This is a genomic window from Shewanella sp. 10N.286.51.B8 (assembly GCF_041469325.1).
GTDB lineage: Bacteria > Pseudomonadota > Gammaproteobacteria > Enterobacterales > Shewanellaceae > Shewanella.
Window position 1 is genome coordinate 178,331 of the sequence record NZ_JBFRKG010000018.1, and the last position, 25,821, is coordinate 204,151.

29 protein-coding genes are annotated in these 25,821 nt (G+C 41.9%); 11 read left to right on the top strand and 18 right to left on the bottom strand.

Features of this window, described 5'->3' with window-relative positions; all coding sequences use genetic code 11:
- Window positions 1–61: 61 nt before the first annotated feature.
- The 6 genes from rraB to AB4160_RS08640 all read right to left on the bottom strand — a co-directional run bounded on the left by rraB (window position 62) and on the right by AB4160_RS08640 (window position 4,734).
- The gene (rraB, locus tag AB4160_RS08615; protein WP_102436652.1) at window positions 62–463 is read right to left on the bottom strand and encodes a ribonuclease E inhibitor RraB; all 402 of its coding nucleotides are present in this window, start codon (window positions 461–463) and stop codon (window positions 62–64) included.
- A gap of 57 nt (window positions 464–520) precedes the next feature.
- Window positions 521–1,309 carry a 1-acylglycerol-3-phosphate O-acyltransferase gene (locus AB4160_RS08620; protein ID WP_303459618.1) on the bottom strand — a complete coding sequence of 263 codons (789 nt, stop codon included), beginning with the start codon at window positions 1,307–1,309 and terminating at the stop codon, window positions 521–523.
- 218 nt (window positions 1,310–1,527) lie between these two features.
- A complete protein-coding gene (locus AB4160_RS08625; protein ID WP_102436648.1) occupies window positions 1,528–2,301 on the bottom strand; it encodes a metal ABC transporter permease in 774 nt (257 codons plus the stop codon).
- Window positions 2,302–2,305: 4 nt separating this feature from the next.
- Window positions 2,306–3,214: a metal ABC transporter solute-binding protein, Zn/Mn family gene (locus AB4160_RS08630; RefSeq protein ID WP_102436646.1), complete on the bottom strand. Its 909-nt coding sequence runs from the start codon at window positions 3,212–3,214 to the stop codon at window positions 2,306–2,308.
- Entirely contained in the window at window positions 3,198–4,409 is a 1,212-nt protein-coding gene (locus AB4160_RS08635) for a hypothetical protein (RefSeq protein WP_303459621.1), read from the bottom strand. The genes AB4160_RS08630 and AB4160_RS08635 overlap by 17 nt, the downstream gene beginning before the upstream one ends.
- An 85-nt stretch (window positions 4,410–4,494) precedes the next feature.
- On the bottom strand, window positions 4,495–4,734 hold the full coding sequence (locus AB4160_RS08640; RefSeq protein ID WP_157936424.1) for an ABC-type zinc uptake system zinc chaperone: 240 nt from the start codon (window positions 4,732–4,734) through the stop codon (window positions 4,495–4,497).
- A 296-nt stretch (window positions 4,735–5,030) separates the two neighbouring features.
- On the opposite strand from AB4160_RS08640, the gene AB4160_RS08645 reads away from it, so the two are divergent.
- Window positions 5,031–5,156 carry a hypothetical protein gene (locus AB4160_RS08645; RefSeq protein ID WP_277869338.1) on the top strand — a complete coding sequence of 42 codons (126 nt, stop codon included), beginning with the start codon at window positions 5,031–5,033 and terminating at the stop codon, window positions 5,154–5,156.
- Here AB4160_RS08645 and AB4160_RS08650 read toward each other — a convergent pair.
- Window positions 5,153–5,470: a hypothetical protein gene (locus tag AB4160_RS08650; RefSeq protein WP_102436642.1), complete on the bottom strand. Its 318-nt coding sequence runs from the start codon at window positions 5,468–5,470 to the stop codon at window positions 5,153–5,155. The genes AB4160_RS08645 and AB4160_RS08650 overlap by 4 nt on opposite strands.
- Before the next feature lie 110 nt (window positions 5,471–5,580).
- On the opposite strand from AB4160_RS08650, the gene AB4160_RS08655 reads away from it, so the two are divergent.
- Entirely contained in the window at window positions 5,581–7,206 is a 1,626-nt protein-coding gene (locus tag AB4160_RS08655; protein ID WP_372004225.1) for a mechanosensitive ion channel domain-containing protein, read from the top strand.
- Window positions 7,207–7,307: 101 nt separating this feature from the next.
- Here AB4160_RS08655 and AB4160_RS08660 read toward each other — a convergent pair whose 3' ends face one another.
- Together AB4160_RS08660 and AB4160_RS08665 are read right to left on the bottom strand one after the other, a co-directional pair.
- On the bottom strand, window positions 7,308–8,177 hold the full coding sequence (locus tag AB4160_RS08660) for a MaoC/PaaZ C-terminal domain-containing protein (RefSeq protein WP_241901136.1): 870 nt from the start codon (window positions 8,175–8,177) through the stop codon (window positions 7,308–7,310).
- A 141-nt stretch (window positions 8,178–8,318) separates the two neighbouring features.
- Complete coding sequence (locus tag AB4160_RS08665; RefSeq protein WP_102475361.1) at window positions 8,319–9,230, bottom strand: TraB/GumN family protein; 912 nt, start codon at window positions 9,228–9,230, stop codon at window positions 8,319–8,321.
- A gap of 50 nt (window positions 9,231–9,280) precedes the next feature.
- Between AB4160_RS08665 and AB4160_RS08670 the strand changes: the two genes are divergently transcribed.
- The gene (locus AB4160_RS08670; protein ID WP_076540628.1) at window positions 9,281–9,592 is read left to right on the top strand and encodes a prephenate dehydrogenase; all 312 of its coding nucleotides are present in this window, start codon (window positions 9,281–9,283) and stop codon (window positions 9,590–9,592) included.
- 99 nt (window positions 9,593–9,691) lie between these two features.
- On the opposite strand, the gene AB4160_RS08675 is transcribed toward AB4160_RS08670, so the two are convergent.
- Window positions 9,692–10,222 (bottom strand): DUF3016 domain-containing protein, encoded by a 531-nt coding sequence (locus AB4160_RS08675; RefSeq protein WP_102436634.1) that lies wholly within the window; start codon window positions 10,220–10,222, stop codon window positions 9,692–9,694.
- Between the two features lie 357 nt (window positions 10,223–10,579).
- Here AB4160_RS08675 and AB4160_RS08680 point away from each other — a divergent pair, with 357 nt between their 5' ends.
- Complete coding sequence (locus tag AB4160_RS08680; protein ID WP_372004227.1) at window positions 10,580–10,915, top strand: hypothetical protein; 336 nt, start codon at window positions 10,580–10,582, stop codon at window positions 10,913–10,915.
- 94 nt (window positions 10,916–11,009) lie between these two features.
- Here the strand turns inward: AB4160_RS08680 and AB4160_RS08685 are convergent, their stop codons facing one another.
- Entirely contained in the window at window positions 11,010–11,519 is a 510-nt protein-coding gene (locus AB4160_RS08685) for a DUF4240 domain-containing protein (RefSeq protein ID WP_102436630.1), read from the bottom strand.
- A gap of 103 nt (window positions 11,520–11,622) precedes the next feature.
- Here AB4160_RS08685 and AB4160_RS08690 point away from each other — a divergent pair, with 103 nt between their 5' ends.
- The 5 genes from AB4160_RS08690 to AB4160_RS08710 all read left to right on the top strand — a co-directional run bounded on the left by AB4160_RS08690 (window position 11,623) and on the right by AB4160_RS08710 (window position 14,868).
- Window positions 11,623–12,009: a hypothetical protein gene (locus AB4160_RS08690; RefSeq protein ID WP_372004228.1), complete on the top strand. Its 387-nt coding sequence runs from the start codon at window positions 11,623–11,625 to the stop codon at window positions 12,007–12,009.
- An 87-nt stretch (window positions 12,010–12,096) separates the two neighbouring features.
- The gene (locus AB4160_RS08695) at window positions 12,097–12,894 is read left to right on the top strand and encodes a response regulator (RefSeq protein WP_102436626.1); all 798 of its coding nucleotides are present in this window, start codon (window positions 12,097–12,099) and stop codon (window positions 12,892–12,894) included.
- Window positions 12,895–13,135: 241 nt separating this feature from the next.
- The gene (locus AB4160_RS08700; protein WP_102436624.1) at window positions 13,136–13,408 is read left to right on the top strand and encodes an HU family DNA-binding protein; all 273 of its coding nucleotides are present in this window, start codon (window positions 13,136–13,138) and stop codon (window positions 13,406–13,408) included.
- 289 nt (window positions 13,409–13,697) lie between these two features.
- Complete coding sequence (locus AB4160_RS08705; protein WP_102436622.1) at window positions 13,698–14,387, top strand: TorF family putative porin; 690 nt, start codon at window positions 13,698–13,700, stop codon at window positions 14,385–14,387.
- Window positions 14,388–14,691: 304 nt separating this feature from the next.
- Window positions 14,692–14,868, top strand: a complete 177-nt coding sequence (locus tag AB4160_RS08710; protein ID WP_198589379.1) for a PA3496 family putative envelope integrity protein — start codon at window positions 14,692–14,694, stop codon at window positions 14,866–14,868.
- A gap of 518 nt (window positions 14,869–15,386) precedes the next feature.
- Here the strand turns inward: AB4160_RS08710 and AB4160_RS08715 are convergent.
- The 6 genes from AB4160_RS08715 to metB all read right to left on the bottom strand — a co-directional run bounded on the left by AB4160_RS08715 (window position 15,387) and on the right by metB (window position 23,119).
- The gene (locus AB4160_RS08715) at window positions 15,387–16,754 is read right to left on the bottom strand and encodes a sodium:alanine symporter family protein (protein WP_102436618.1); all 1,368 of its coding nucleotides are present in this window, start codon (window positions 16,752–16,754) and stop codon (window positions 15,387–15,389) included.
- A 303-nt stretch (window positions 16,755–17,057) separates the two neighbouring features.
- On the bottom strand, window positions 17,058–17,315 hold the full coding sequence (locus tag AB4160_RS08720) for a cysteine-rich CWC family protein (protein WP_102531227.1): 258 nt from the start codon (window positions 17,313–17,315) through the stop codon (window positions 17,058–17,060).
- 112 nt (window positions 17,316–17,427) lie between these two features.
- Entirely contained in the window at window positions 17,428–18,471 is a 1,044-nt protein-coding gene (locus AB4160_RS08725) for a c-type cytochrome (RefSeq protein WP_372004230.1), read from the bottom strand.
- 9 nt (window positions 18,472–18,480) lie between these two features.
- A complete protein-coding gene (locus AB4160_RS08730) occupies window positions 18,481–19,164 on the bottom strand; it encodes a cytochrome c (RefSeq protein WP_372004232.1) in 684 nt (227 codons plus the stop codon).
- A 338-nt stretch (window positions 19,165–19,502) separates the two neighbouring features.
- Window positions 19,503–21,896, bottom strand: coding sequence for a bifunctional aspartate kinase/homoserine dehydrogenase II (locus tag AB4160_RS08735; RefSeq protein ID WP_102436610.1), 2,394 nt, complete (start codon window positions 21,894–21,896; stop codon window positions 19,503–19,505).
- A gap of 62 nt (window positions 21,897–21,958) precedes the next feature.
- A complete protein-coding gene (gene metB / locus AB4160_RS08740; protein WP_102436608.1) occupies window positions 21,959–23,119 on the bottom strand; it encodes a cystathionine gamma-synthase in 1,161 nt (386 codons plus the stop codon).
- A 207-nt stretch (window positions 23,120–23,326) separates the two neighbouring features.
- On the opposite strand from metB, the gene metJ reads away from it, so the two are divergent.
- Window positions 23,327–23,641 (top strand): met regulon transcriptional regulator MetJ, encoded by a 315-nt coding sequence (gene metJ, locus AB4160_RS08745; RefSeq protein ID WP_076538901.1) that lies wholly within the window; start codon window positions 23,327–23,329, stop codon window positions 23,639–23,641.
- A 178-nt stretch (window positions 23,642–23,819) separates the two neighbouring features.
- Window positions 23,820–24,560: a sulfite exporter TauE/SafE family protein gene (locus AB4160_RS08750; protein ID WP_372004233.1), complete on the top strand. Its 741-nt coding sequence runs from the start codon at window positions 23,820–23,822 to the stop codon at window positions 24,558–24,560.
- Window positions 24,561–24,621: 61 nt separating this feature from the next.
- Here the strand turns inward: AB4160_RS08750 and AB4160_RS08755 are convergent, their stop codons facing one another.
- A complete protein-coding gene (locus tag AB4160_RS08755) occupies window positions 24,622–25,815 on the bottom strand; it encodes a conjugal transfer protein TraF (protein ID WP_372001530.1) in 1,194 nt (397 codons plus the stop codon).
- Window positions 25,816–25,821: the final 6 nt, after the last annotated feature.

The window sequence follows — 25,821 nt, forward strand, 5'->3', positions numbered from 1 at the left end:
ACAATTAAGTGGGCTTATTTATTAAACGAGTGACGCTAGTTAAGCGATAGTCGTTAATGATTTAGAAACCGTCGTCATCTTGGTCTTCATCTTCATCAAGCTCTTCTTCGTCACCAATAAAGAAGGTGCCCCAGCCGTCATAATCAACTTTTTGCTTGGCAGCAAGCAGCATTAACTGCTCGCATGCTTTATCAAGTAACGATGCTTCAAGAGCATGATTGGCGATAGCATCAAAGCAAATAATGGTTGAGCCATCTTCAAGCTCCATCTCTTCAGCGTCGTTAACTTCAAAACCTAATTTGAAAGCATCAACTGCGGCTTTTTCTAAACGATCAAAGTTAGTCGAAGAGAAATGATGCTCGATAGTATATTCAGCATCAGCTTGTGAACCATCATCAAGCAGCGCCTGAATAATTTCACGGTTCTCGGCAAATTGCTCTTTAAGTTGAGCTTCAATAGACATGGATTCTCTCCGTTAACAAATTTAAATACGCTATAGGGCTAATTATACGTGATAAAGCTACTGAGGTTTAGCCATTAATAGCGATGCTTCTTGATTTAATTCAGCTAAACGCTGTGACATCACTTGATGCACCTTAGCACAAAGCTTTTTCGCATCGGCTTTATCCACGTTTGCGGTCGACATAGGTGCCATCATTTCGACAATGACCACACCATTATTCCACTTGTTAAGTTTAATATGATTTTGGCAAGATGCTAATACTGGCACAATTGACGCTTTGGCGGCGATAGCAGTATGGAATGCGCCGACTTTAAACGGCAGTAGACCGCGCCCTCTAGAGCGTGTCCCCTCAGGGAAAATCCATACAGATAACAGTTTTTCTTTCATTCTCTTAACAGTCTTGGCCATAGTATCAAAGGCACTATGACGGTTTTTACGGTCAATCAGAATATTGCCTGATAGCCAATAAATCTGCCCAAATAATGGCATCCAAGCTAAGCTTTTTTTACCTAAACTCACCGTGGCTTCCGGCACTGCAGAGGTATGGGTAAATAAATCAAAATTATTTTGATGATTCGCTAAATAGATCTTAGGTTGCTTAAGGCTTGCTTCGGTTTCAGTGTCAGTACCAGCGTTAGCCTCAGCGCCAGTGTCTACTTGAGGGTTAATCACCGCGTTACGGGTAATCACTTTAATCCCTAAAATAGGAGCAACAGATGAAAATAGTTTAGCAATCACATGGACATTATCACGATGCATAGGTCTAACAATACAAAGGATGATTGCGAAAAAAAACGCCAGTGTTAGTAACACTGCTAGAATAATTGAACGAGCAATTAACAGCACAGCAGACTCCTACAAATAAAGTGGCGACAGTATAGCCAGCACATCTGCTGGACTCAATAGCTTAAGTTAATTTCGGTGTACAAATGTAAGCTTAAAGTAGTTATACCAAGCGGATTAATGCTCTGAATAGCTCAGATAATTAATATGCTTGGCATTATACACTGCTAAAAGTGAATTAATGATGCCTTAAACATTAACGCATCATTAATTCTGCAGCGTTACATTTCAGCCTTATTAGAACGATTACTGAGCAGTAAACGCATTAACACAGCACTGACCGCTAATGCCGCAACAATGGCTGCGCCACTAGGTAAGTCATAACTAGCCGAAAGTATAAGCCCTGCTAGGTAACCAACAAATCCCACCACATAAGCCAGCAGCAAGGTATATTTACCCACATACTGATTTAACGCTAACGCTGGCAAAATTAAGGTGCTGAAAACAAGATAAACACCCACTAATTCAACCGATAGTGTAATCACTATGGCAAATAGAAAGTAAAAACCTGCGCCTTCGAGGATCTGAGGCTTCAATGCAATTAAAGCGAGGATCGCTACTGACACCAAAGCCGGCAGCACAAGCTGCGACCAATTTACCCACAATATCTGCCCCGACATTAGCTGCTTTAACAGCTCTGCGCCATGGGGATCATTAGACAATAACAACATTGCCCCAACCGCGCTAAGCACATAAAAACAACCAATAAAGGCTTCTAATTCATCGGCAAAACGCTTGGATAACCAAGCAATAAGCCCAGCGCCGCCCAAGGCAAATATGGCAGGCATCCACACATGAGAATAAGGAATATCTTCAATTCTATGATCCATATGAGCCACAATAGCCCCCAGCGCAGCCACTTGGGCAATCGCTAAGTCGATGAAAATAATACCGCGTTTAAGTACTTGTCGACCTAACACCACATGGGTAGACAAAATGATGATTCCGGCAATAAATGCCGGAAACAAAATCAATAGCAGCTCGATATCTAGCATAGGCTTATTGCGCCTCAGTTAATAACGTCAGTACGCTGTCATATAAGCTAATCAAATCCTGACTTTGACTGTTGCCACCTACTGACATTGGCAAAATCACCACAGGCAAATCAGTGCGCTCACCTAACCAATGTGCGCCACGCTCATCCTGATATGAGGCCACTATCACCGCCATCACATCACCTTGTTGGCTGCGACTTACAAGTTTAGCTAAATGGCTACTACTGGGTGGGATGCCCGGCTTCGGCTCAAGATCTGCCACTTGCTCCATGCCGAGCCAGTTAAACAAATATCGAAAGCTTGAGTGGTAAGCAATGACCTTTTTGCCCTTCAGCGATTGCGCTTGCGCTTCCCAGCGCGGAATAGCTTGCTGCCACTGCTCAGTAAACTCAGTTAATGCAACTTGATACTCAGCACTTGAGTTAGGATCTAACTCAATCATTTTCGCTGATAACGCCTGCGCCACTTTAAGGAACTTTCTAGGGTCAAAATGTAAATGCGGATTACCTTTGGCATGGACATCACCCATAGAGCGATCCACTTGCTCAAGTTGATCTAAGGTCTCGATATGATCCGCGGCATAAAAAAGCCCAGTATCAGTTGAAAGCACTTTGTTGTTTGAGGCTTTCATCTGCAACATTGGCAACCAACCAATTTCGAGATCGGCGCCAGCACACACCACTAAGTCAGCTTGACGCATTTTAGCAATTAAGCTTGGACGCGCTTGCACTTGATGTGGATCTTGCTGCGCACTCGTGGCTGAATAGACTTTAGCATCAGGAGCTAATGCCTTTGCTAATGCGCCATACTCAGGCTCACAAGCAAATACATTAAGCGCTGCATTTGCAGAACTCGTTAACAAGCTGGCAAATATGCCAGCTGCTAATATTAGTTTTTTAGAATTGATGCGCACCGTGAGCTCCTAATGACATAACATATTGTAGAGTAATGATATTATCGTCTTCAAAACCATCAAAGTTGGTGCCTTTCTGGTTAGTATATTGTAGACGTACGGTGGAGAAATGGCTCTGATGCCACGCCAAACTTAATTCGGTTTCTTTTAGCTTTTGTGGGTCTAAGTGATCGCCGTGGGCTTCAAAGCTATCCACTTCACCATAACGTAAACCAGCAGACCAATTTGGCGAGAACTGATACACGCCACTTAAGTACCAACCTTGATGGTAATCGTCATGGCCTTCAGCACTGAGTATCTCATGTTCATCTTCATGATCTTCTTCATGATCTTCTTCAAATGAGAAAATATCAGTTACCCGGAAGTACTCGCCGCTAACAGTTAAGTGTTGGTATTTGTAATTACCATTTGGTGCCCACTTGTAGACAAAGTCTGCAATATAGGTATTTTCACCAGTATAGGCTGCGCTATGGCTATGACCTTCATGGTCGTGATCGTCATCAACATGGGGCTCATGCTCATCTTCTAGATAAGTTTTACCGTTTTCATTACGTAAGTAACTTAAACCCACTTGCCAAGAACTCGAGATACCAATATCACCGCCAAACTTGGTGAATGCCGAATACACCCCTACTGAACTAAAGTCACGTTCGTCATGCTCATCTTCAGCGCGCATTTTTTTACCACTAAAGGCTTCAACACCCATAGTCCAATACAAATCTGTCGGCGCTACATAAGTTAATCTGACACCATCATCAAAGTAATGCCCGCCCATAAAGGCGCGATAAACCCCAGGACGATCAGCAAAAGCGTCGGTATGAATGTGCTGATTATTTAAATAACCCACATCAGACAAGAAACGACCAGCGCGAATACCAAAACCGCCAGGCATACCCATGGTTTGAATAAAGGCTTCTTCAAGCTCAAGTTCAGTTTCGCCGTCATGCACTTCTAATATCGCAGTGACTTTACCGTAGAACATATCATCGATATTAGCGCTGATAGCAAATTCAGTTTCACCCAAACCAAAGCCTTCACTTCTGCCACCTAAACCACGATCACCTGATTGATAAAAACCATCTAACACCGCACTGATATTAGGATTGGTTAAGCTTGAATCTTCTGCAAAAACAGAGCTTGAAGAAAAGGCACACGCGATTGCGACTGCTGACAGTCGTTTATTTGAACTAAACATAAAATCTCCAAAATACAACAAACACCCGGCTATTTTACTTAATAGTCGGGAAATATAATTTATAATTATTAATTAAACTGTTGAATTAAATAAAGATTGGCGGTGCGCGGCTATGGTAATAAGCCTGATGTGAACTAAGAGATTCTGAATTGGCTAACGGTGTGAGTTCATACTCTTGACGTACAACCGGAATGCTAAATTCAATACTTGGAAGGGTTTTGTGAACCTGATGCTTATGAAAACATAAGCTGCAGTGAGTGTTAATGCTTTCATGTTTATGAACAGATTCGTGAGCGGATGCGGCAAAAGACAATAATACGAGCATGGCGCAAAGCCACATCGCAATATTTCGTCTTATGTGCAAAGCAAATCTCACTTAACTAGTCTCATCCATTAAATCATATCAGCGAATACCCAGTAACAATGGCTGCTATTCTTATAAATTAAAACTAAAAAATCAACTACAAGTTTGTTACAAATCACTTCTACTGAAAATTTGTGATCAACAAGGGCGCTTTAACCCTCTCAACATTATGCTATTTTAAGATTAGCTTAAGCTGAAAAGGCTAATATATTTACTATAAATACCAATTTAATCTGCCAATGACAGAGGAATTATCTATGATGAATTTATTAAAAGACAATGTGGGCATTATTTTAACAATGGTGATCATCGGTGTTGTAGTTCTTGGCGGTATTTACTACGTTGAAACATCACTAGAAAATCAAGTTCAAGTAGTAGATTAATTTGTTTGAGAGCCCTCTTCAGGCGCTTCAATAACCAATAAATGATCCATTAAATGCGTTACCCCTGTAAGGATCAGCGACAGCATGATTACGGGGGTAATGATATTGGCTAATCCTGCCACAAAATAGCCTGTCAGCCCCGCACCTACCGCAGTATAAAAGCCAAGTATTTTTAACATCGTAAGATAACGATGGCGACCAAGCCAAGCCTGGCAGTGATAGCACTGAATATGCGATGAGAACCCCTTACCTCGAGTTCCACTGATCTTACTAATCGACATAGGCTTGTGACAATGTGCGCATTGCAGTGCCATGATGAGCAACCTGTAGCTGAAAATAAAAAGTGCGTTAGTCTAGCAAATTATCGTCAAACTTCCTTCAATAACTTATGATAAAGTCATTATCAATATACAGGACGTTTATCATGCCTAGAATCTTGCTTATCTTATGTTGTTTCGTCAGCTTAATGAGCTTTTCACAAAGCAGTGTTGCAGCGCCAGCTGCCCCTGCAACCATTAATAAAATAGCCCAACTACAACAACGCATTGATGCCGATGTAAGCTACCTTAAAACCGCAAAAGGTGAATTAAAAGCAATCAGTGAATTCCGCATTCTAAATAAAAACAATCAACTACGAGAAAAATTAGATTCATTAGTTAATCAAGAAAACCCGGATTTAGCCTATCTCACCCCGCAAATACAGCAACAATTGGGCTTTTTAGATAATGTCGGTAAATATTTAGATGATGACATCACAGCCCTGAAACTGGCATTAGATGACGAAAATCAGACTCAAACAATGAAAGCGGTTATTGATCGTGAAGCCGACAGGGATCTTTACTTACAGGCTGAACTACAAACAATCAATTGGGCCAACACCTTAAATATTAATGTCGACAGTGCCAAAACAGCATTAACCAATGAGCTAACCCTGCGGGCTGACTATCTTGAAAGTATCGTCAACTATACCCAAAACCAACTTAAACAAGCGATTAGTGACGCATCAACTGCTGGCGCTGATATCACTGCCGAGCAAAAATCCAAAGTTATTGAACTCAAAGAGCGATTATCACAGCACAGCAGCAGTTTAAGTATTGCCGCCGATATGCTTGATGACTTAGGCCAAGACACTGCGCAAATTAAGCAAACGCTATTTAGTGTTTCAGGGGATATTACTCAAGATGTTTTAAACTTTGATGTAGCGTCAAGTTTACTGAATGACTGGATGGATATAGCTAAAAATCAAGCGCTGGAAAATGGCACAGGGCTTACCTTTAAAGTGGTTATCTTCATCATCATTTTATTTTTAACCAGCTTAGTGTCTAAATTAGTTAAAAAAGTGGTTCGCAAAGCAGTTAATTCTTCCCAGCTTAATTTCAGCATGCTATTGCAAGATTTCTTCACCTCTATTTCTGGTAACGTCATCTTCGCGTTAGGTTTGCTTATCGCACTATCACAACTTGGCTTTGAATTAGCACCACTGCTGGCAGGTTTTGGTATCGCTGGTGTGATTATCGGTTTTGCCTTGCAAGATACCTTATCTAACTTTGCCTCAGGAATGATGATTTTAATCTACCGCCCTTACGATGTCGGTGACTTAATCAATGCTGCAGGTGTTACGGGGCGTGTTAGCCATATGAGCTTAGTCTCTACCACAGTGAAAACCTTAGATAACCAACGCTTGATTATTCCTAATAATAAGATTTGGGGCGATACCATCAATAACATCACCGCCGAGCAAGAACGTCGTGTGGATATGACCTTTGGCATTGGCTATGGCGATGATATTCCTAAAGCGGAAAAAATCTTAACCGATATTGTTATGGCTCACCCAAAAGTGAAAAAGTTTCCAGAGCCGACGATTAAGTTACATACACTCGGTGAATCGTCAGTAGACTTTGTGGTTCGCCCTTGGGCAAATCCAGTGGATTACTGGGAAGTCTATTGGGATATTACTCGTGAAGTGAAAATGCAGTTTGATGCCCAAGGCGTCAGTATTCCATTCCCACAACGAGATGTGCATATTTATCATGAAAAGGCGGCAGACTAAGCTGTGACAAGTTAATCTAATAGCCTTAAAATACTAAAAAGCCCGCTGCAATTTCTTGCTGCGGGCTTTTTTGTTATGCATTTACCGATAACGCTAGGGTATCAATCTAAGTACGACATGGTACCCATTAGATGTGGTCTGCGGCCTTTAATATCACGCATTTCAAAACGCTTACCATTTTCTATGCTTTCAAAAGCAAAGGTGACATCCGAAGGCATAAATACTGGCAACTTAAACTCTACGTCCACCTTAAATGGTCTATCACCAATAAATTGCATCAACCCAGCAAGTGAACGGGCTTTAGACCACATTCCATGGGCTAAAACACGATCAAAACCAAAACGCTTAGACACCATTGGGTGCAGGTGGATCAGGTTATAATCACCTGAGGCTTTGGCATACTGACGGCCTAAATTTTCAGCTAATGACCAGGTATTGACGTCTTCCCACACCATATCAGAAGCTCGCGGTGGTCTTGCTCTGCGGCCTTTAGACTCAATACGGTATAGGTAAGTTGATAAGGCTTGCCACACGAGTTCATCACCAACATAGACTTTAGATTCTAGTTCAAATTCAAGTCCTGCATCCGTGGTTTGGCTAGTAATAAGGTTGCACTCAACCTTAAAAACCTCATCAGCGTTAATAGGCCGATACAAGCTAATGCTATTTTTAAGATGGATCATCCCCAATAAAGGAAAGGTAATCGCTTTATGGGTAAAAATGGTGGCATGTAATCTAAATGCAAGCACGTACAAAAATGTTGGCGGTAACACTTTGCCATCATAATCAAACTGACATACCTCAGCATATTGACGAATTTTCTTATCTGATAATCTAATGCCATCCGTCTGTACATGGATCTTTGGTAAAGGTTGCTGATCCCAACCAGGCTTACGCGATAATAATATTTTGCGGTATAAAGACAACAACGACGGCATTGACGTTAATGCTATAGAGTAATCGTTACTCAAGTGGCTTACCTTTTTATACGGTGAAATTACTGTGCAAAATAACGGTATTTCTCCGTTTCACACTACTCACAAATGCTTTAATGCGCGCATTATACTACAGTGTAAAAATACCGCACAGCCCCAAAGTTTACTCACTGGCGTTTATAAACACTGGGCATGCCAACAATCTGTTACCTCAGCCCCTGTTTGCTTTAATATCATCGGCATCGATTGGCGGCCCACCAAGTGGCCTGCACCGACAATGATAAACAGCTGCTGATAATTGCCTTCGTTTAATAGCGCTATGGTGCGCTGACTCATTTGCTGATTCCGCTGCCACAGCAGTTTTTCAACTAATTCTTTGGCTACATCATCGCTTTGATGCTCCATGATATCGGCAAGTTTTTGTTTATCTCCACCGCGCCAAGCGGCCACCATTTCCAGCATTTCTTCATCACTTGTCTCAACCGCTTCATCTAACATTTGCCGTTGCGTTTGCTGACTAAAAGATGAAATCAACTCAAACTGGTAGGCCACACTTTCAAGCTCTAACAAAGTGCGCCCTTGATTTTTAGCTACAAAAGTCACATCCACCCCTTCTTCAGCGCTAAACCCTAACTGACTGAAACGCACTAATGCTACTTGCGCAGCCTGAAGCCATGGCGCTAAAGGCGATAATCCCTGACAAACCGCTAAATTGAGTTTACAAAAAGCTGGATAAGCCTGCCCTAAATCGACGCTGCTTGCTGGAGTTGCTAGGCCATATTGACCTAATAGTTGTTGAGTATCGGCTTTAGTCACATCCGCTTCAATTACCAATGCATCAGCCTGAGAAAAAGCCTGCTCAATAACCGGTGCCATCGGGTAAAAATCAGCTTTGCCCACATGAATTGAGCCTAATATGAATGCCTGTTTACCTTGATAAGTGACTTTATAAAAAGGCGGCGTGTCGGTTTCAGCTGCAGTCGCTAAACCACAGCTTAAAATAGCGACGATTAACAAACTCAAATAAGCAGAGCAACGCTTTGTTGCAGCAAACGTTAATTTAAAATCCATTAGACTTGTTAGTCCCATAGCAGACCCTTATAATTTAGCTTAATTTGAAGATGTTGAATGAGGCTATCATGCCGTATACCAAAGTTATCCAGCAAATAAAAGAAAGCCTGCAAACAGGATACCGTCAAGCCATTGATGCCGATAAAAGACTCGATGAATTACACCAAGTCGGCCACGGTAAGTTTGTAGCAATTTTTACCGAAGAACAAGGCTTTAGCCAAAGTAGTAACCGCTTCTTGCCTTATGTACAAGAATTAGCTGACGAGTTAGATGAGATCCAAGAACTCAGACATATTCCGCCTGAAACCTTAGAGGCTTATGTGAAAAAGCTCGGTGCTTTGCTGCAAACCTTGCACTTATTCAAACAGAACACCAAATAGCTGACACCAGCACTTAGTGATGTTTAGGCACAAAAAAGCGGCTTATCAATAAGCCGCTTTAGATTTTAAATATAACATAAACTACTGAATCATAGATATTTATAACTTAGGTGCTACGGTTTTCTTTAACCAATCTTCAAGCATTTTAGTCTCATACTCAAACGGCTTTTGATTACGGGTTGAATGGGTGCCATACATAAAGTTCATATCAACTAACTTTTCATCACCGGCCATAATCACTTGCTCACCTTCAGTGATGCTGTAGCTAAAGGTCATACGTGGTGGGTATAAGTCTTTTACAATCCGCAGTTCACTAGCGGAGGTCGCGCCAAATGTTGGCCGCAGATCACCGGCTAAATCCACATCAGAAACCACCATCTCAAGTTTCTGCTCTGGTTTTAAAATCTTTTCAGCTTCTTTGTTGATATTTTTAGTCATAGTGTCGAAAAAGCGCTGCTGAAAACGAGATTTCACTTCATTGGCCGTTTTTAAATCTCGGTACTTTTTAGGTTCTTGCCATTGAATTTTAACCACACCGTCTTCAGTCACTGGGTTGACCACGACTTCGTCCTTAGCTGCAGCAACATTACATACCAATGCACCTGCTAATAGTAAATATTTCATTTTCATCATTTTCCCCTAGCTATGAACCTAGTGTTTAAAAAATCAACAATTCTATACTTGTCGGATTATACAAGCAGTTACCTGAATATAAGCTTAACCTACTCTAGCAATACTTGCTGAAACAACATTTGATAGAGATTAATACCGACCAACCCAAAATCTGCTCAAATAACAAACTAACTGTTCAGTAATCATTCAGTAAAAATAGGTTAATGTGTATCTCAACAAGTACTAGCGCCTTATTTCCCTTAACAATATCAAGGTGAATATCGCGAAAGACTGACCAACGAATAAAATTTGGACATATATATCGCTCAAGGATTCAGCGCTAATAGCAATTAACGTATCAATACTGGAGTTAATATGAATAACATCGAAACCAATACAGCAATCGGCACAACTACCAGCAATAAGATGATTAAGCCTATCGCTCTCGCAGCGACAGTTTTTATCGCCATGCTGGTGTCATCTTCAAGCTTTGCCCATCAATTTGATATCGATTCAAAAGGCGCCGAAGCGATAAAACAACACCAGCAATTAATGAACCAGCATATGCAAGTCGCTGAGCAAGAGTTTAATGCTGAATTAGAGAAAAACCTTGATCTGCAGTTACAAACCGCTGCACACAAGTTTATGACTCAAGCCTGCGCTAAATACGGTTTAGAGTTTGATACTCAATCAGAAACTTGCAGTAGCTAAGTCTGCCGATTGACAGGCTTACATCTCAATTACACTAAAAATGCAGCTATAAAGCTGCATTTTTTGTGGATGCTTAATTAACTTTCAGCGATATTTAAAATGGAAAACGCTGGCTTAATAAAGGATAGTTTTTACGGAGATCTTTTTTCTTGGTACTGAACTTTTTACCTTGAGGAGTATGCTGACCAGAGGGTACAAAAGGCAGCTCTTCACCGCAGCGGTCTTCATAGATTTTTCCGGCAATCAAATCATAATCTTCAATAAAGGGATAAGCATAGTCATCTTTTGTTGGCCATAACTCAAGCTCGCCCAAACAGTCGGGGTTAGCAATAATCTTGTTATACCAGGTCTCACCTAAGGATAAAATAAACCCTCGAAACTCCACAAAGCCATAATCTGAATCACAGCCAGTAACAATGTAAGCTGCGCCCCAAATATCCCAGCGGTAACTGCGGCGCATTTGTTGGCCAAATATCTTATCAAAAGCCGCTAAGTCAGCATCATCGAGCGCCGACAATTTTTCCACTAATTGATCATGGCACGCTTGCTCTGATTGCTCAGGATGGCTACGGGTCACCAAAGACCAAAATTCCGCCTCAGTCATTACTTATCCTAATTTCTTAAAAAACGTTTTCACAAACTATCTCTACTCACGCTATTCTACACCACATGACCACTCACATAGTTCCAATAATGATAATAATACTATGAATAAACCACCGTTAAGATTAACCCTATTAATTGCATTGTACGTGTTACTGTCTATTGTGGCCCTTTGGCGCTCTTATAGCATTCAAAGTATAGATTTATTCAGTATCGGCGTTATCCCTGTGTTGGTTGGCTTATTAATGCGAACCCACTGGGCCAGCATTGCCTTAAAGGTATATTTAGCCATTCAAACCTTAGCGATATTAGCACTGTCTACCACTGCTATTATCGCCTATCAAATCACTCCTGAAGATGTAAAAGTGGTGTTCAATGGCTTTAATATCCCTATTCCTGCCATTGCTGCGGTACTATTTTCACTGCTGGTGTTTCAATACTGGGTGGCATTTTGTAAAAAAACAGCGATTTATTTGAAGCCCAAAAGTTAACAAAGGCGCCCTGCTGACTATATTCATCCCTTAGCATAAGTTAACATGCGCCCATAAAACTCAGATCGAATAATAAGAAGCTATATAATGAGCCATTTATCGCCCAGTGAATTATCCATTTTGCTAGTTGAACCATCTGATGTTCAGAGAAAAATAATTATTTCACGCCTGCAACAAGAAGGCGTACATAGCATACAAACCGCCGCTAATCTTGCTCAAGCTAAAGAGATTATTGTTCGACACACGCCAGATCTCATTGTCAGCGCTTTACACTTTACTGACGGTGAAGCGACTGAACTACTCAGTTTTATTAAACAAAACTCTGACTATCAAGATATTCAATTTATGTTGGTATCCAGTGAATGTCGCCGTGAGCAACTGGAAATATTTAGGCAATCTGGAGCCGTCGCGATTTTACCTAAGCCTTTCGATGCCGATCATTTGGCCACAGCACTGAATTCCACTATTGATTTAATCAGTAATGACGAACTGGACCTAAGCCATTTTGATGTTCAGGATATTCGCACTTTAGTGGTTGATGATAGCCGCATGGCGCGAAACATTATCAAACGAACTATTACTAATTTAGGTATTCGGATGATAAGCGAGGCAACTGATGGCGCTGAAGCTATCGAATTAATGCAACAGCAAATGTTTGATTTAGTAATCACCGATTACAATATGCCAAGTGTTGATGGACTGGCATTGACCCAATATATACGCCACCAAAGCCAGCAGTCTCATGTGCCGATTTTGATGGTGTCATCAGAAGCTAACGATACCCACCTAAGCAACGTATCAAGCGCAGGTGTTAATGCGCTATGTGATAAACCCTTTGAACCTAAGTTAGTGAAGCAACTCCTGTATCAACTGTTAGAAGATTGATAGCTAACAAATTTTTGTAGGCTAAAGTTCAAAATGAGCAGCAACAAATCAATAAACTTGATAAAAACGGCAGAAGCAGTTAATTCACTCAGCCGAGTTTAAGCTAACTAGATCACTAAAAAGTTACTTATTTGCAATATAGCAGCACATTTATCAGATAAAATGCTTTCAAAGCCTTATGGCTTATGGCATGTTAATCTAGTTCTAAATAAATACATCTATGGAAAGCAGAGAATACAACATGAACAAAAGTGAATTAATTGCAAAAATTGCAGAAAATGCTGAGTTAACAAAAGCTGAAGCGGGTCGTGCACTAAAGTCTTTTGAAGAAGCGGTAACTGAAGCCATGAAAAACGGCGACAAGATTTCTATCGTAGGTTTTGGTTCTTTCGAAACATCAGTTCGTGCTGCACGTACAGGTCGTAACCCACAAACCGGCCAAGAGATCCAAATAGCTGAAGCAACAGTACCTAAGTTTAAAGCAGGTAAAACGCTAAAAAATAGTGTTAACTAAAAACCGCTAAAACGATAAAACCTCCTTTTTTGGAGGTTTTTTTATGTCTTTTTTTTGCATAAATAAGTAAAAACAACACTTAAACTGCACAATTAAAGTGCAACTACGCATCATTAAGTGGCAACATAAATGCAACATAAATGTGCAGTAATTTTTAAGCTGTTGATTAATTTAACTTTATAAACATGGCACATCATTAGCAACACGTACCTCAGATAAAACAACATTTAGCGTCGACCCGACTTTATGCAAGATGCTAATTGAATAATAAAACTTTGAGGGAATGAAAATGAAAAAATCTCTGTATCAAGCTATTGCGCTATCAACAGGTTTACTTTTAAGCACTACAGCTTTAGCTGAAGTCACGGGTAATATTGGCGCGACGTCAGACTATATTTGGCGTGGTGTGTCACAAACTAGTGGTGCTGCGGTTCAGGGGGGCATTGATTATGGCCATGAGTCAGGTTTCTATGTCGGTGGTTGGGCATCAAATGTAGATTTTGGTGACGGCACCTCTTATGAGCTTGATGTGTATGCCGGTTTCGGTGGTGACATTACAGAAGACTTAAGCTACGACATTAACTACCTTTATTACGCTTACCCAGATTCACCGGGCAGTGTTGATTTTGGTGAAGTAACAGTTGGTCTCGCGTGGAAATGGTTAGATGTCGCATACTCTTACACAGTCAATGGCGGTGATGATATTGCTGAAAGCCCATTAGATTCAAAAGATATGATGTATGCTCAAGCTAACCTGACTTTCCCATTAACTGAAAAAGTGTCACTGGGTTTCCATTATGGTTACTCAAACGGTGATGTAATCACCAGCTGGTACGGCACTGATAGCTATTCTGAGTACAACGTATCACTAAGCACTGATACTGATTTCGGTACTATCTCGTTCATGGCAACAGATACTGATTTAGAAGATGATGATGCTAAAATTGTTCTTGGTTACTCATATAGCTTCGATCTATAACCATCAAAAGTATTAAATGATGTTAGCTATTTAATCTAAATTATTAAAAAATCAAAAAACGTCACCTTAGGGTGGCGTTTTTTATTGCTCTGAGCCTCAAAATCCTCACCACAGAAGTGCGCATTTTTTTTATTAGCTGCTACATTCAAATTATGAGGTTATTTTTCTGCTGCCTAGCAAATTATTGCTCAGCAATAAAGTAGCAATATTGTGCTCACGGTTTCAAGCCGTTCAGGCTGTGATTACCGTTTATGTAAAGCCATTAATTATGCTTTACGAGTACCACCCATGTGAGGATAAAGTGATGGCTAATATTACTGAGACTATCCCAAATGATACTGAAATCGAGGCAATGGTTTCACCAAAAAATCAACGCTCCGCTGAAATTATTGAACGTAAAAGGCAGGTTAAGCGGCGCTTAGATGATTATCTAGAACAAGCTGAATTGCGAAAAAGCTTAGGGGAAGATGACTTCTTTTAACCCAGTTCCTTGTCCGGGCTCATCAGGCCAATAGTTTTTATAAGCTTAAAGCTTCACTTTAAGATTAAGACTTTAATAAGTATGCAAGACCATTGCACTCTAAATAAATTGAACAGGCTGGGTAAATCTTTTTGCCGCAGTCTGTGATAATGAGTGCATTACCGCCCCTTTGTTGGGTTTGCACTTTTAATTCTTTTTTCAGCATGCTGATACTGGGGACACCAACCTCTATTACTTCAGGTTTGTTAGCGCAATAAGTCGTCACCACCTCACCTAGCGGTTCATTGTCATGGTTATACAATTCACTAGGCTGATAGATTTCAACCGTTGAGGCAATCGCTTGATTAGTAATATATTTATCAGCATTGGTTCTTATAGAGATACCATTACAGCCACCGACGAGCCATAAGCAAAAAACTCAATGGAAATATTTGGTTTGAAAGTTTCATCGATAATATTCCTTCTCAGTAAAGGCATACACTCCCCGTGTATGCCTTCATCATTCATCAACAGCGTTATTAGCTCTCTAATGCCTTAGCTTTTTGCTTGGCAAAATACTCGCGGGTTAAACCAAAGACCACAGGACTTAATAGGACTAGCGCAATTAAGTTAGGAATGGCCATCATTGCATTAAGCGTGTCAGCCAACAGCCAAATAAACTCTAATGAACTCACGGCGCCTATGGGTACCACAAGGGTCCATATTAAACGAAATGGTTTTACCGCTTTATCGCCAAGCAAGTATTGAACACACTTCTCACTATAAAAACTCCACCCTAGAATAGTCGTGAAGGCAAACACAGCAAGTGCTACCGCCACAATATAATTACCCATGGGCAGTGCATGTGAAAATGCATATGAAGTTAGTGCTGCGCCGTTCTCACCTGATGTCCAAGCACCGGAAACAATAATCGCTAAACCAGTAATAGAGCACACAATGATGGTATCAATGAATGTACCTAGCATGGCCACTAAGCCTTGCTTTACCGGATCATTGGTTTGCGCTGCAGCGTGAGCAATGGGCGCACTACCTAAGCCCGCTTCATTGGAGAACACACCACGGGCGACACCAAAACGAATCGCAGCCCAAACAGCTGCGCCAGCAAAACCGCCTTGAGCAGCAACTGGGTTAAACGCACTGTGAATAATTAATTCAAATGCTGCAGGAATTTGGTCTGCATATACCACTAAAACAGCTAAACCCGCGGCAATATAAAACAGGGTCATTAACGGCACGAGTTTACCAGCAACTTCTGCAATACGTTTAATACCGCCCATGAGTACTGCACCGACGAGTACCATTAAGACTAAACCAGTAACCCAGCTCGGCACGCCAAAGTTAGCACTCATGGCATCTGCCACTGAGTTAGTTTGCACGGTATTACCGATCCCAAAACCGGCAATAGAGCCCAGTATCGCAAACGCTGTCCCTAACCAGGCCCATTTGCTGCCTAAGCCATTTTTAATGTAATACATCGGTCCACCGACGTGATTGCCATTACTGTCTTTTTCACGATACTTAACTGCCAATACCGCTTCGGCAAATTTGGTCGCCATACCCACTAATGCGGTGCACCACATCCAAAATAATGCCCCTGGCCCACCAATAAAAATAGCGGTAGCCACACCAGCAATATTACCTGTTCCTATGGTGGCTGAGAGCGATGTCATTAGCGCATTAAAAGGACTAATTTCACCTTTATCAGTGCTATCACTGTCGGTTGCTCGACCCGACCACAGCAGTTTAAAACCAGTGCCTAATTTTAGGATTGGCATTAATTTTAATCCGATAGATAAAAATAATCCCACTCCTAAAATCATCACCAACATGGGTACGCCCCAAACGATGCTGTTTACTGCATTAATAAATGCCGTTAATCCTTCCATTGAAAACCTCATAATGAGTTAAATATTTATAGTTATTATTAATCGTTATCACTAAACGTTATTTTTACGGTTACTGCGTTCACACTACTAATACATCAGTGCGTGAATTTCAGATTACCTTCATTGGCACTAAATTGGAAACATCGGTACGATTCAAACCGAACAAATCAGCAAATAACAGTTTTTTATCAGCCAATTAAATTAATTTAATTATAAAAAAAGCGCTAACTAAATTAGCGCTTAAATCTTATTGAACCATTACAACCTAGCCTAAACACCCTGAATAAGCAGTCATTAAGGCCTTCACTGGGACAGTTTTTGATAGCAGCTTTGACAGACGCAGGCTTTGCCCTTTAACTCTGTGCGCAGCTTGTCACTGATCACAGCTTTAGCTGAAGCGCTTAAACACCAGCAGTCTTCAATCGGTTTACCCGCACTAACCGCGCATTGATTAACCTGCTGGCAAACGGGGCACGCTAATGGCTCAAAAATCGCGTCTTGTGCCTCAGATACTAATGGTTCATTTGCTTGGTTTGGTGAGTATATTTCTACATCTTTCATCTGGTTCACTTTGTTTCGTTAACTGGTTTAATTTCCATAAAATGCTTTATGAGATAAGGCTATGCCTTAACGATTGTAGCTTAAAAGCATAAGCTTGAAACTGGTTAAAGTCCTACTTATTAACAGGAAAATTTGGATAAGCTTCGGCGCCTAAAACATTACCAAGCTGCTGCTTGCCATAAAAACCATCATGTTGATGATAACTTTTTTGGGTTTGTGGCAGGTCTCCTTTAAAACGCGGATCTTGCGGCCTTTCATGGGCATTAACAAAAGCTGCCACATCCCAAGCCTGCTGCACTGTTAGCTGAATACTTTTACCCAGCGGCATATTCTCATAGATAAAATTAGCTGCAGTGTTCACTCTATGCATCCCTGCGCCCCAGTTGTAGCTTTGCGGCCCCCATAATGGCGGTAAAGCGCTCACATTAGCCATTTTAATGCCTTGACCATCAACGCCATGACAAGCCTGACAATGGGTTTGATAAACTATTTCGCCTCGCTCAGTTGAATAAGCTTGTTCTGGCGCTTCTAACTTGGGAAAACCTCGGCCAGCAAGTGAAGTTAAGGCTTTTTGATCCCATTTAGCTTTCACTGCAGCTGGAATTGGGAACTCTTCTCTATTGCCACCTTTTACCAGTTCTACATCACTCAACTCTGCTACTTTGCTATCGAGATTAAATTGACTCAGTAAACCGCTCATGGCTAGCCAATAAGAATAAGCTGAGATAGCCACAAGTTCCTTACTGCCTGATGCGGGGGCTGTACCATTCATTGAATAAGTAAAGCAACCTTGAATCCGTTCCTGGTAGCTATTCACTTTGTCATTTTTCTTTCGATAAGCGGGATAAGCCATATAGGCAGCCCATAGCGGTGAAGCATTGGCTTTATTACCTGCGTTCATATGACAATTAACGCAATTAAGCTCATTGCCGACATATTTATCTCTTAATTGCTGAGTATTAACAAATATCTGATAGCCCAAACGTACTTTGTCGCCAAACTCACCCTCTGGAATAGCTGATAAATCGCTAGGTTGCAGATACTGCGCTGCGGGATCTTTTGCTATAGCGGGGATCTGAGCTTGCCTATCGGGTAATTCTGCAGCGCTAACTGAACTGATAAACACACCTGCGACTAAATAATTAAACAGTTTCATGGTATGTCCTTATTTTTGTGCCAAAGGCTGTTGAGCAGCAGCATTTTGAACCAGAGGTTTTAAAGCTGAAAAGTACGCTGACAATGCGTCAATTTCATCAGCAGTCAGCTTAGCGGCAATATTAGCCATCATATTATCGACATCACCTTTTCTAGTACCATTTTGCCAAGCCAATAGTTGGTTTTTTAAATAGCTAGGTTCTTGGCCTGCAAGTCGAGGGAAGTTGGCTGCGCCAATGCCTGAAGGTCCATGACAGCTAGTACAGGCAGGTATATCGCGGCCCCAATCTCCCTGATAAGCCAATTTTTCCGCCGTATCAGTTATCTCAACCTTGTCACCGCGGTATTGCAATGGGATCTCAGCTACTGTTTTAGCGGCAAAGAAATCAGCAACGACTTGGATAGCATCACCTTGTACTGTCGCAGCCATCGCCGACATTGTGGGACTTTGTCGATTACCCATTTGAAAATTAACCAGCTGCGAGGCGATATACTCACTGGATAAACCCGCCAACCTAGGCCCTATAACACCTAAACCCTCACCATTAACACCATGGCAAGTTAAACAAACTTGCGCCTGTGTGGGTACGGTTTGCAATAACTCTTTGGGAGATTGAGCAGGAATATCGGCAATAGCCAAGTTACGACTTGCCCCTATTGCTATTATCGTGATGACTTGTAAAAGGAATTTCATATACCGCCCTCTCCTTGGATGATGTTTAGCTACTGGAATAATAAATGTAGTCCATCAGATCCACTTTATGTGACTTAATTGAATACTCTCCACCAAAGAAAAAGTAACCCAAATACGCTTACCAAAGAACAGACAGCGAATATTTGCAGGCTAAAGACTGATAATGAAAAGGTCGTTGTCGATTAATCATCAGCAAATCAACTGGGAGTGAAGTTAACTCTGAGCTTATGCTTTTAGCGCTATTTTATGACAATAAAAAAGGCCTATTCCGTTAGGGAATAGGCCTTTAAAGTTAATCTTTCAACCAAGTTAATCGTCGTTTAACTCACGCTTAAGGATCACTCCTGCAGTAAATCCTTACAGATTTGTACTAAGTCAGACTGCACAGCTGCTGCGGTAACTTCTCGGCCAGCACCTGGGCCGCGAATAATTAACGGATTGCCCTGATAAAAAGTGCTGCGGATGACAAACACATTATCTCCAGGGGTTAAACTGGCATAGGGATGGTTCGAGTCGACCCATTGAATGCCTACTTCAGCATGCATTTTGCCATCGACTTTATCTAAAGATGCCACATACCTTAAGACTTTATTTTGCTCAAAGGCTGCACTATATTGCTGCAACATAAACTCATCTAACTCGCCAATGCGCGCTAAAAAGTCATCTAACGACAAGTCGGCTAATTCAGCTGGCACTAATGAATTTAATTCAATGGCATCAAGCTCAATCTCAAAGCCAATTTCACGGGCCAGAATAAGTAACTTTCGCTGCATATCTCGGCCAGATAAATCATCTCGAGGATCTGGCTCTGTAATGCCTAATCCGCGGGCTTCAACCACGAGTTCAGAAAAAGATTTTTGCCCATCGTAATGCTCAAACAGCCAACATAAAGTACCTGAAAAAATACCGCCAACAGCTTCGATATTGTCGCCACTATTGCGTAAATCGTTTAGGGCATGCTGTACTGGTAAGCCAGCGCCGCAACTGGCATTGTAACGCCAAAATAAACGCCGGTTACTTAGCTGCTGCTTAAGCTCACGGTAAAAAGGTAACGGCCCTGAGCCTGCAAGTTTATTGGCGCTCACCATATGAATCCCTCGAGCGAAAAACTCTGGGTATTGTAAGGTTAAGCTGGCGCTAGCACTGATATCCAAGGCCACCAGCTCATCGCAGTCGAGCAGCTCAAGCTGCTCAAATAAACTAGGGTAGTCCCATGTTGTTGCTGTGGTATCAAAGTCATCTTGCCAGTTATTGGCATCTATTCCTTGCTGGCAAATGAGCGCCTCTTTTGAACTCACTAAACCCACAAGTTGCACATTGGCTTCTAGTTCACGGTTAAGCATGGTGGATGAGCGCTGAAATAAATCAATCCAGGCTTCACCAATATTACCGACCCCAAGCAATAATACCCCAATACGCAATCGCGGGCCTGCGCAGCGTCGGTGTACTTTTTGGGTGAGTAAATTAACCTGAGATTTAGGCACTAAGGTCACTAAACTCAAACCATCTTGATACAGGGGTTTGGCATCGCGACTTAATAATCGGGCAAAGCTGCGGCGGTAGTGCTCTGCATCAGCACTAACCAAAGCGACTAAACCTAAATCAGTATGAGCATGGATATCGCTAATTAATAGCTCATGACTATGTAGCTCCAGTAACGCTTGTACCTGCTTTTGGTTTTCAGCAGTGAATGCCAGTTCAACTTTATGATGGGCAGAGCACCAATATGCTAGCGGCGCAATACCGGCTTGCTCAAGTAATTTGAGTGTGGTTTGAATTAGCGCTTGCTGCTTAAAGCGAAACAGCACCACTTCATTTAAACTGGTAACCACTGGAGCGCTAGCTGACGAACTTTGGGGCGCAATAAGGGTAAAGTCAGTATGTGATGCGTAACTTGAGCGCACCGCGAGACTAACATTAGTATCAAATAAGGGCTGTAAAGTTCGGCTGTGCAGTACTGGCGAGCCGAGTTTAGCTAAACGATCGGCTTCAGCAAGTGACATGCTTTCAAGTAATTTGGCATCATTAATTTTATTCGGATCAGCGTTAAATACCCCTTCAACATCGGTCCAAATAGTCACTCGTTCAATGTCCGCTAAGCTGGCAATTAAGGTGGCGCTGTAATCTGAGCCATTGCGGCCAAGTAATAATGTATCCCCTTTACTGTTGGCGCAGATAAAGCCGGTGATCACTAAGCGTGTATTTGGATTAGCATCCAGCAGCTTTTGGACTTTTTCGCGGGACTCATCAAGACGAATATTCGGCACAGGCCCTTCATCAGCCACCAGCAGTGAGCAGGCATCAATATTCGCGGCAGCAACGCCAGACTCTCTTAATAAGGCTGCCATTAATCGTGCTGACCAACGCTCACCAAAGCTTAATACATGATTGAGCTGAAATTCATTGCGCTCTTCAAGGGACAATAAACTGACTAATTGCGATTTATCGGTTGATAGGCGCTCACGTAAATCGCGCGCTTGTTCGTTTGAGAGAAGTTGCTCAATCAGGTTTTGCTGATAGCTCACCAGTACTTGTAGCTCTTCTTGCCACAAGTCACCGTTTTCTCTTAAGGAGAGTAATTTATATAAAAAGTTAGTACTTTTACCCGCAGCTGAAACAACGACTAAATCATCACTGTTGCCATGAGTCAGTAAAATATGGGCAACGCGGCGATAGCAATCTGCATCAGCAAGACTTGAACCACCAAATTTATGTAAATGACTGCGGGCCATTTTTCACTCCTTAAACAACATATACCAGCCTGACTACATGAATATAGCCAAGGGAGATTAACTTAAAGCGCAGCGACAGCAGCTAAGCCTACTTCAATATCGGCAACCAAGTCTTCAGCATCTTCAATCCCGACAGATAGTCGCAGTAAAGTATCTTTAATGCCAGCTTCATACCGTGCTGCAGGCGCCATTGCTCTATGGGTCATGGTTGCAGGTACGGCAACTAAGCTTTCCACTCCGCCTAAGCTTTCAGCAACACTGAAAATAGACAGTGCATTTAAAAAGGCGACCACTTCTGCTTCACCACCTTTAAGTTCGAAACTTAACATAGCGCCGAAGCCTTGTTGTTGCTTAGCTGCAATATCGTGACCTGGGTGGTCTTTTAAGCCTGGATAATACACTTTTTCGACAAGATTGCTGGCCTGAAGTACGTCAATAACTTGCTCAGCATTTTTTTGATGCTCGCGAATACGTACAGCTAAAGTACGAATGCCACGTAAGGTTAGGTAACTATCAAAAGCCGAGCCTGTTAGCCCTAAGGTGTTTGACCACCAGTGTAGTAACTCACCCAGTTCAGGGTCTTTTGCCACCACAGCGCCACCTACAACGTCACTATGACCATTGATATATTTGGTGGTGGAATGCATGACGATATCAGCGCCTAGCTCTAATGGCTGTTGCAAAATTGGCGATAAAAAGGTGTTATCAACCACAACTAAGGCATCGACTTTATGGCTTTGCTCAGCAATAGCTTTGATATCAACAACACGTAATAATGGGTTTGACGGCGTTTCTAACCACACCATTTTAGGTTTCTGAGCAATCGCATCACTGAGTGCTTGCTCATCTGTTTGATCAATCACCAGTAATTTAAATTGGCCTTTGTTGGCAAGATTTGTGAACAAACGGTAACTACCGCCATAACAATCGTGAGGCACAATCAGTAAATCATCGGGGCCTAATAAACTAGTGACCAAGGTAATCGCAGCCATACCGGTACAAGTAACCACCCCAGTAGCGCCATGTTCAAGTTTGGCAATGGCTTCACCTAACACGCAGCGCGTCGGGTTTCCTGAACGACTATAATCAAACTCTCTAGGGTTTTTATGGCCATCAAAAGAATAGTTTGTTGATAGATAAATCGGCGGGACTACAGCGCCGTATTGGGTATCTGACTCGATACCTTGGCGTACTGCTAGCGTAGCTGCGCGATGTTTGCTCATTGTAAACTCCTAAAGAATACACACTAAAGAGATGTCTAGATGGCTAAATGTACCTAAGCTAAGTCACATCGTCAATACAAATCAGCCGTTTAGACGTCTAAACATAAAGAAATCTATTTCCATTCGTTATAGAATAACCGCAATAATTTGACTGTTATTATTTAGCGGTTAAAATCTGCCACGAATCTATCGTATAAAGGTGAGTTAATGACTGAATGGAATGGCGACTATATCAGCCCATATGCCGAACATGGCAAAAAAAATGAACAAGTTAAAAAAATCACGGTATCCATACCTTTAAAAGTTTTAAAAGTATTGACTGATGAACGTACCCGCCGCCAGGTTAATAACTTACGTCATGCAACCAATAGTGAACTACTGTGTGAAGCATTTTTGCATGCCTACACTGGACAACCACTGCCAAATGACGGTGACTTATCAAAAGAAGGGCCTGATAGCATCCCATCTGAAGCAAAAGCTTTGATGGATGCCATGGGAATTGAGTGGGAAGATCTTGATTAAGTCAAGCTAGCGACTAGCGCTGAAGTACTTGCGCTAAAGTACTTGCGCTAAAGTACTTGCGCTAAAGTACTTGCGCTAAAGCATAAGCCTGCTCAATTAATCAAACACTGCTCGTCATTTAACGCATCGAGCTCTCAAGCTGAGAGTGAGTTGCAGTATTGCGCCTAAAGAGTCGACAATGGAATTTATCGATCCGCAGACCTTGATGCTTGCATCGGTTATCATTTTTCTAGGCGCATTAACCCAAGGCCTTATCGGTTTTGGGCTTGCGGTTGTTGCCAGTCCACTTCTCTATATCATCGACCCACAATTAGTCCCAGCCCCTGTGATTATGATGGGTTTTTCCATCGCCTTATTGACCTTATTGCGTGAACGTACTCAACTGGAGTTTAATGGGCTGCAATATGCGCTGCTGGGGCGAATACCTGGTGGCTTTATGGGCGCAGGTTTATTACTGTTTGCCCCCCAAGCAGTACTGGGGTTAGCCATTGCCTTTATTGTCGGCGCAGCGGTGTTGCTGAGTATTTTTAAGATCACAGCGCCAGTAAATCGGCTTTCGCTATTTATTGCAGGTGTCTTGTCGGGGGTATTTGGAAATATTGCCGCCATTGGTGGGCCACCATTAGCGATTTTATTAGCCGGTAAAGATGCGCCGAAGTTTAGAGCCGCGCTATCGATCTTTTTTGTTTTCAGCTCAATGATCGCACTGATTATTTTAATGCTTGCAGGCTTAGTGGAAGAAAAGCATCTGTGGTTGTCATTGATGCTATTGCCATCTGTCATACTCGGAAATATTGCCGCAGGAAAGCTAACCAATAAGGTTGATAAAAATAAGACTCGCATCGCCACTATGGTGTTATGTAGCTTAAGTGCATTATTGCTAACCCTTAAGTCGTTAATTGAATTATCAGCAGGCTAGTCGATCATCTTTTTGTGGCAGATATAAATGCAACAATGATGACAGCTAAAAATGATAACGCTTAAAAGTGATAAGAAGTTTGCAGCACAGCGCCAATGGCATCATCACCATAGCTGCCGCTCATATCCAGCTTAAAGGCTTGGCCGATGGCAAAGCCGGTGCCGAAAGAGTAAATATCTACGCTATTATCTTTTAAGTCATGGCGGTAGCCCATGCGTAAAAACAGCCAGTCAGTGGCTTTAACTTCACCGCCCACTCGCCAATACTGCACCGCATCAAACTCGCTAAAACGGCTTTGCTCCACCAGATCAATATCCGTGGTTAAGGTGACTCTGGACCAATCATAAGCAGCTCCCACTGTGACTAACGGCTCAATTTGGTATTCAAATGTCCGTCCTTGAGCTTCAACTGTGGTTATTTTTTTACTGAATAAATTACGAGCAGACAGCCCTAAGGTTAAGCTTTCTGTTGGCTCAATAGCCACCCCAAGATCAAGGTTAAATAAGCTGTCATCATTTCGATATTTATCATCATCAAAATCATCGACATCAAAGTTATTGGCACTGGCACTGTAATGATAGGTATCAATGCGTTGAAACTTAGGTGAAATCCCAACTTTTACAGGCATGTTAACTATAGATAGTGGAAAGCTTAACGCCACCCCAAAATCTGTGACTCCGGCGGCTAATACAATGCCTTGAGAGTCTAAGTCAGTGAGATCTGCAGGAGGGTTGGCGGGATCGAGATTAGTCAGCATATCAATATCACCTTGAGCAATATCAGCAACGCCCATAGCGTCAAGGTGACTTTTGGAAAATAGCGCCATTGGCACGGTTTGAGTTGGCAATACTAATGCTGCGCCAATTGCGGCTGATACCGAGGCGTTAGTGCCGTTGAGGGCATTTAAATTAATAACTAAATCATCACGAAAACCAGCAATATCATCAGTATCATTGCCGTTTATGGCCGTTTCTAAGTCATCAAAACTGTCTTGTAGTGAGTCAAACTTATCAAGCATATTGTCGCTATCATCCACTTCAGCAGCCACAACCGGTAACAGTAAGGAGAACTCATTGGTTTTTGGGGCGTAAATAGCCAGTAAAGCGGGATTAATAAAACTTGCGCCGATACGGCTTGATGAGGCTACACCTGTACCGCCCATGCTATCACTGCGAGCTTCAAAATAAAGCTGACCCGCTTGCGTATTTATCGCAAACAGCAGTAAAAACAATAGCAGCGCTAAGGATCTCATCATTCACCA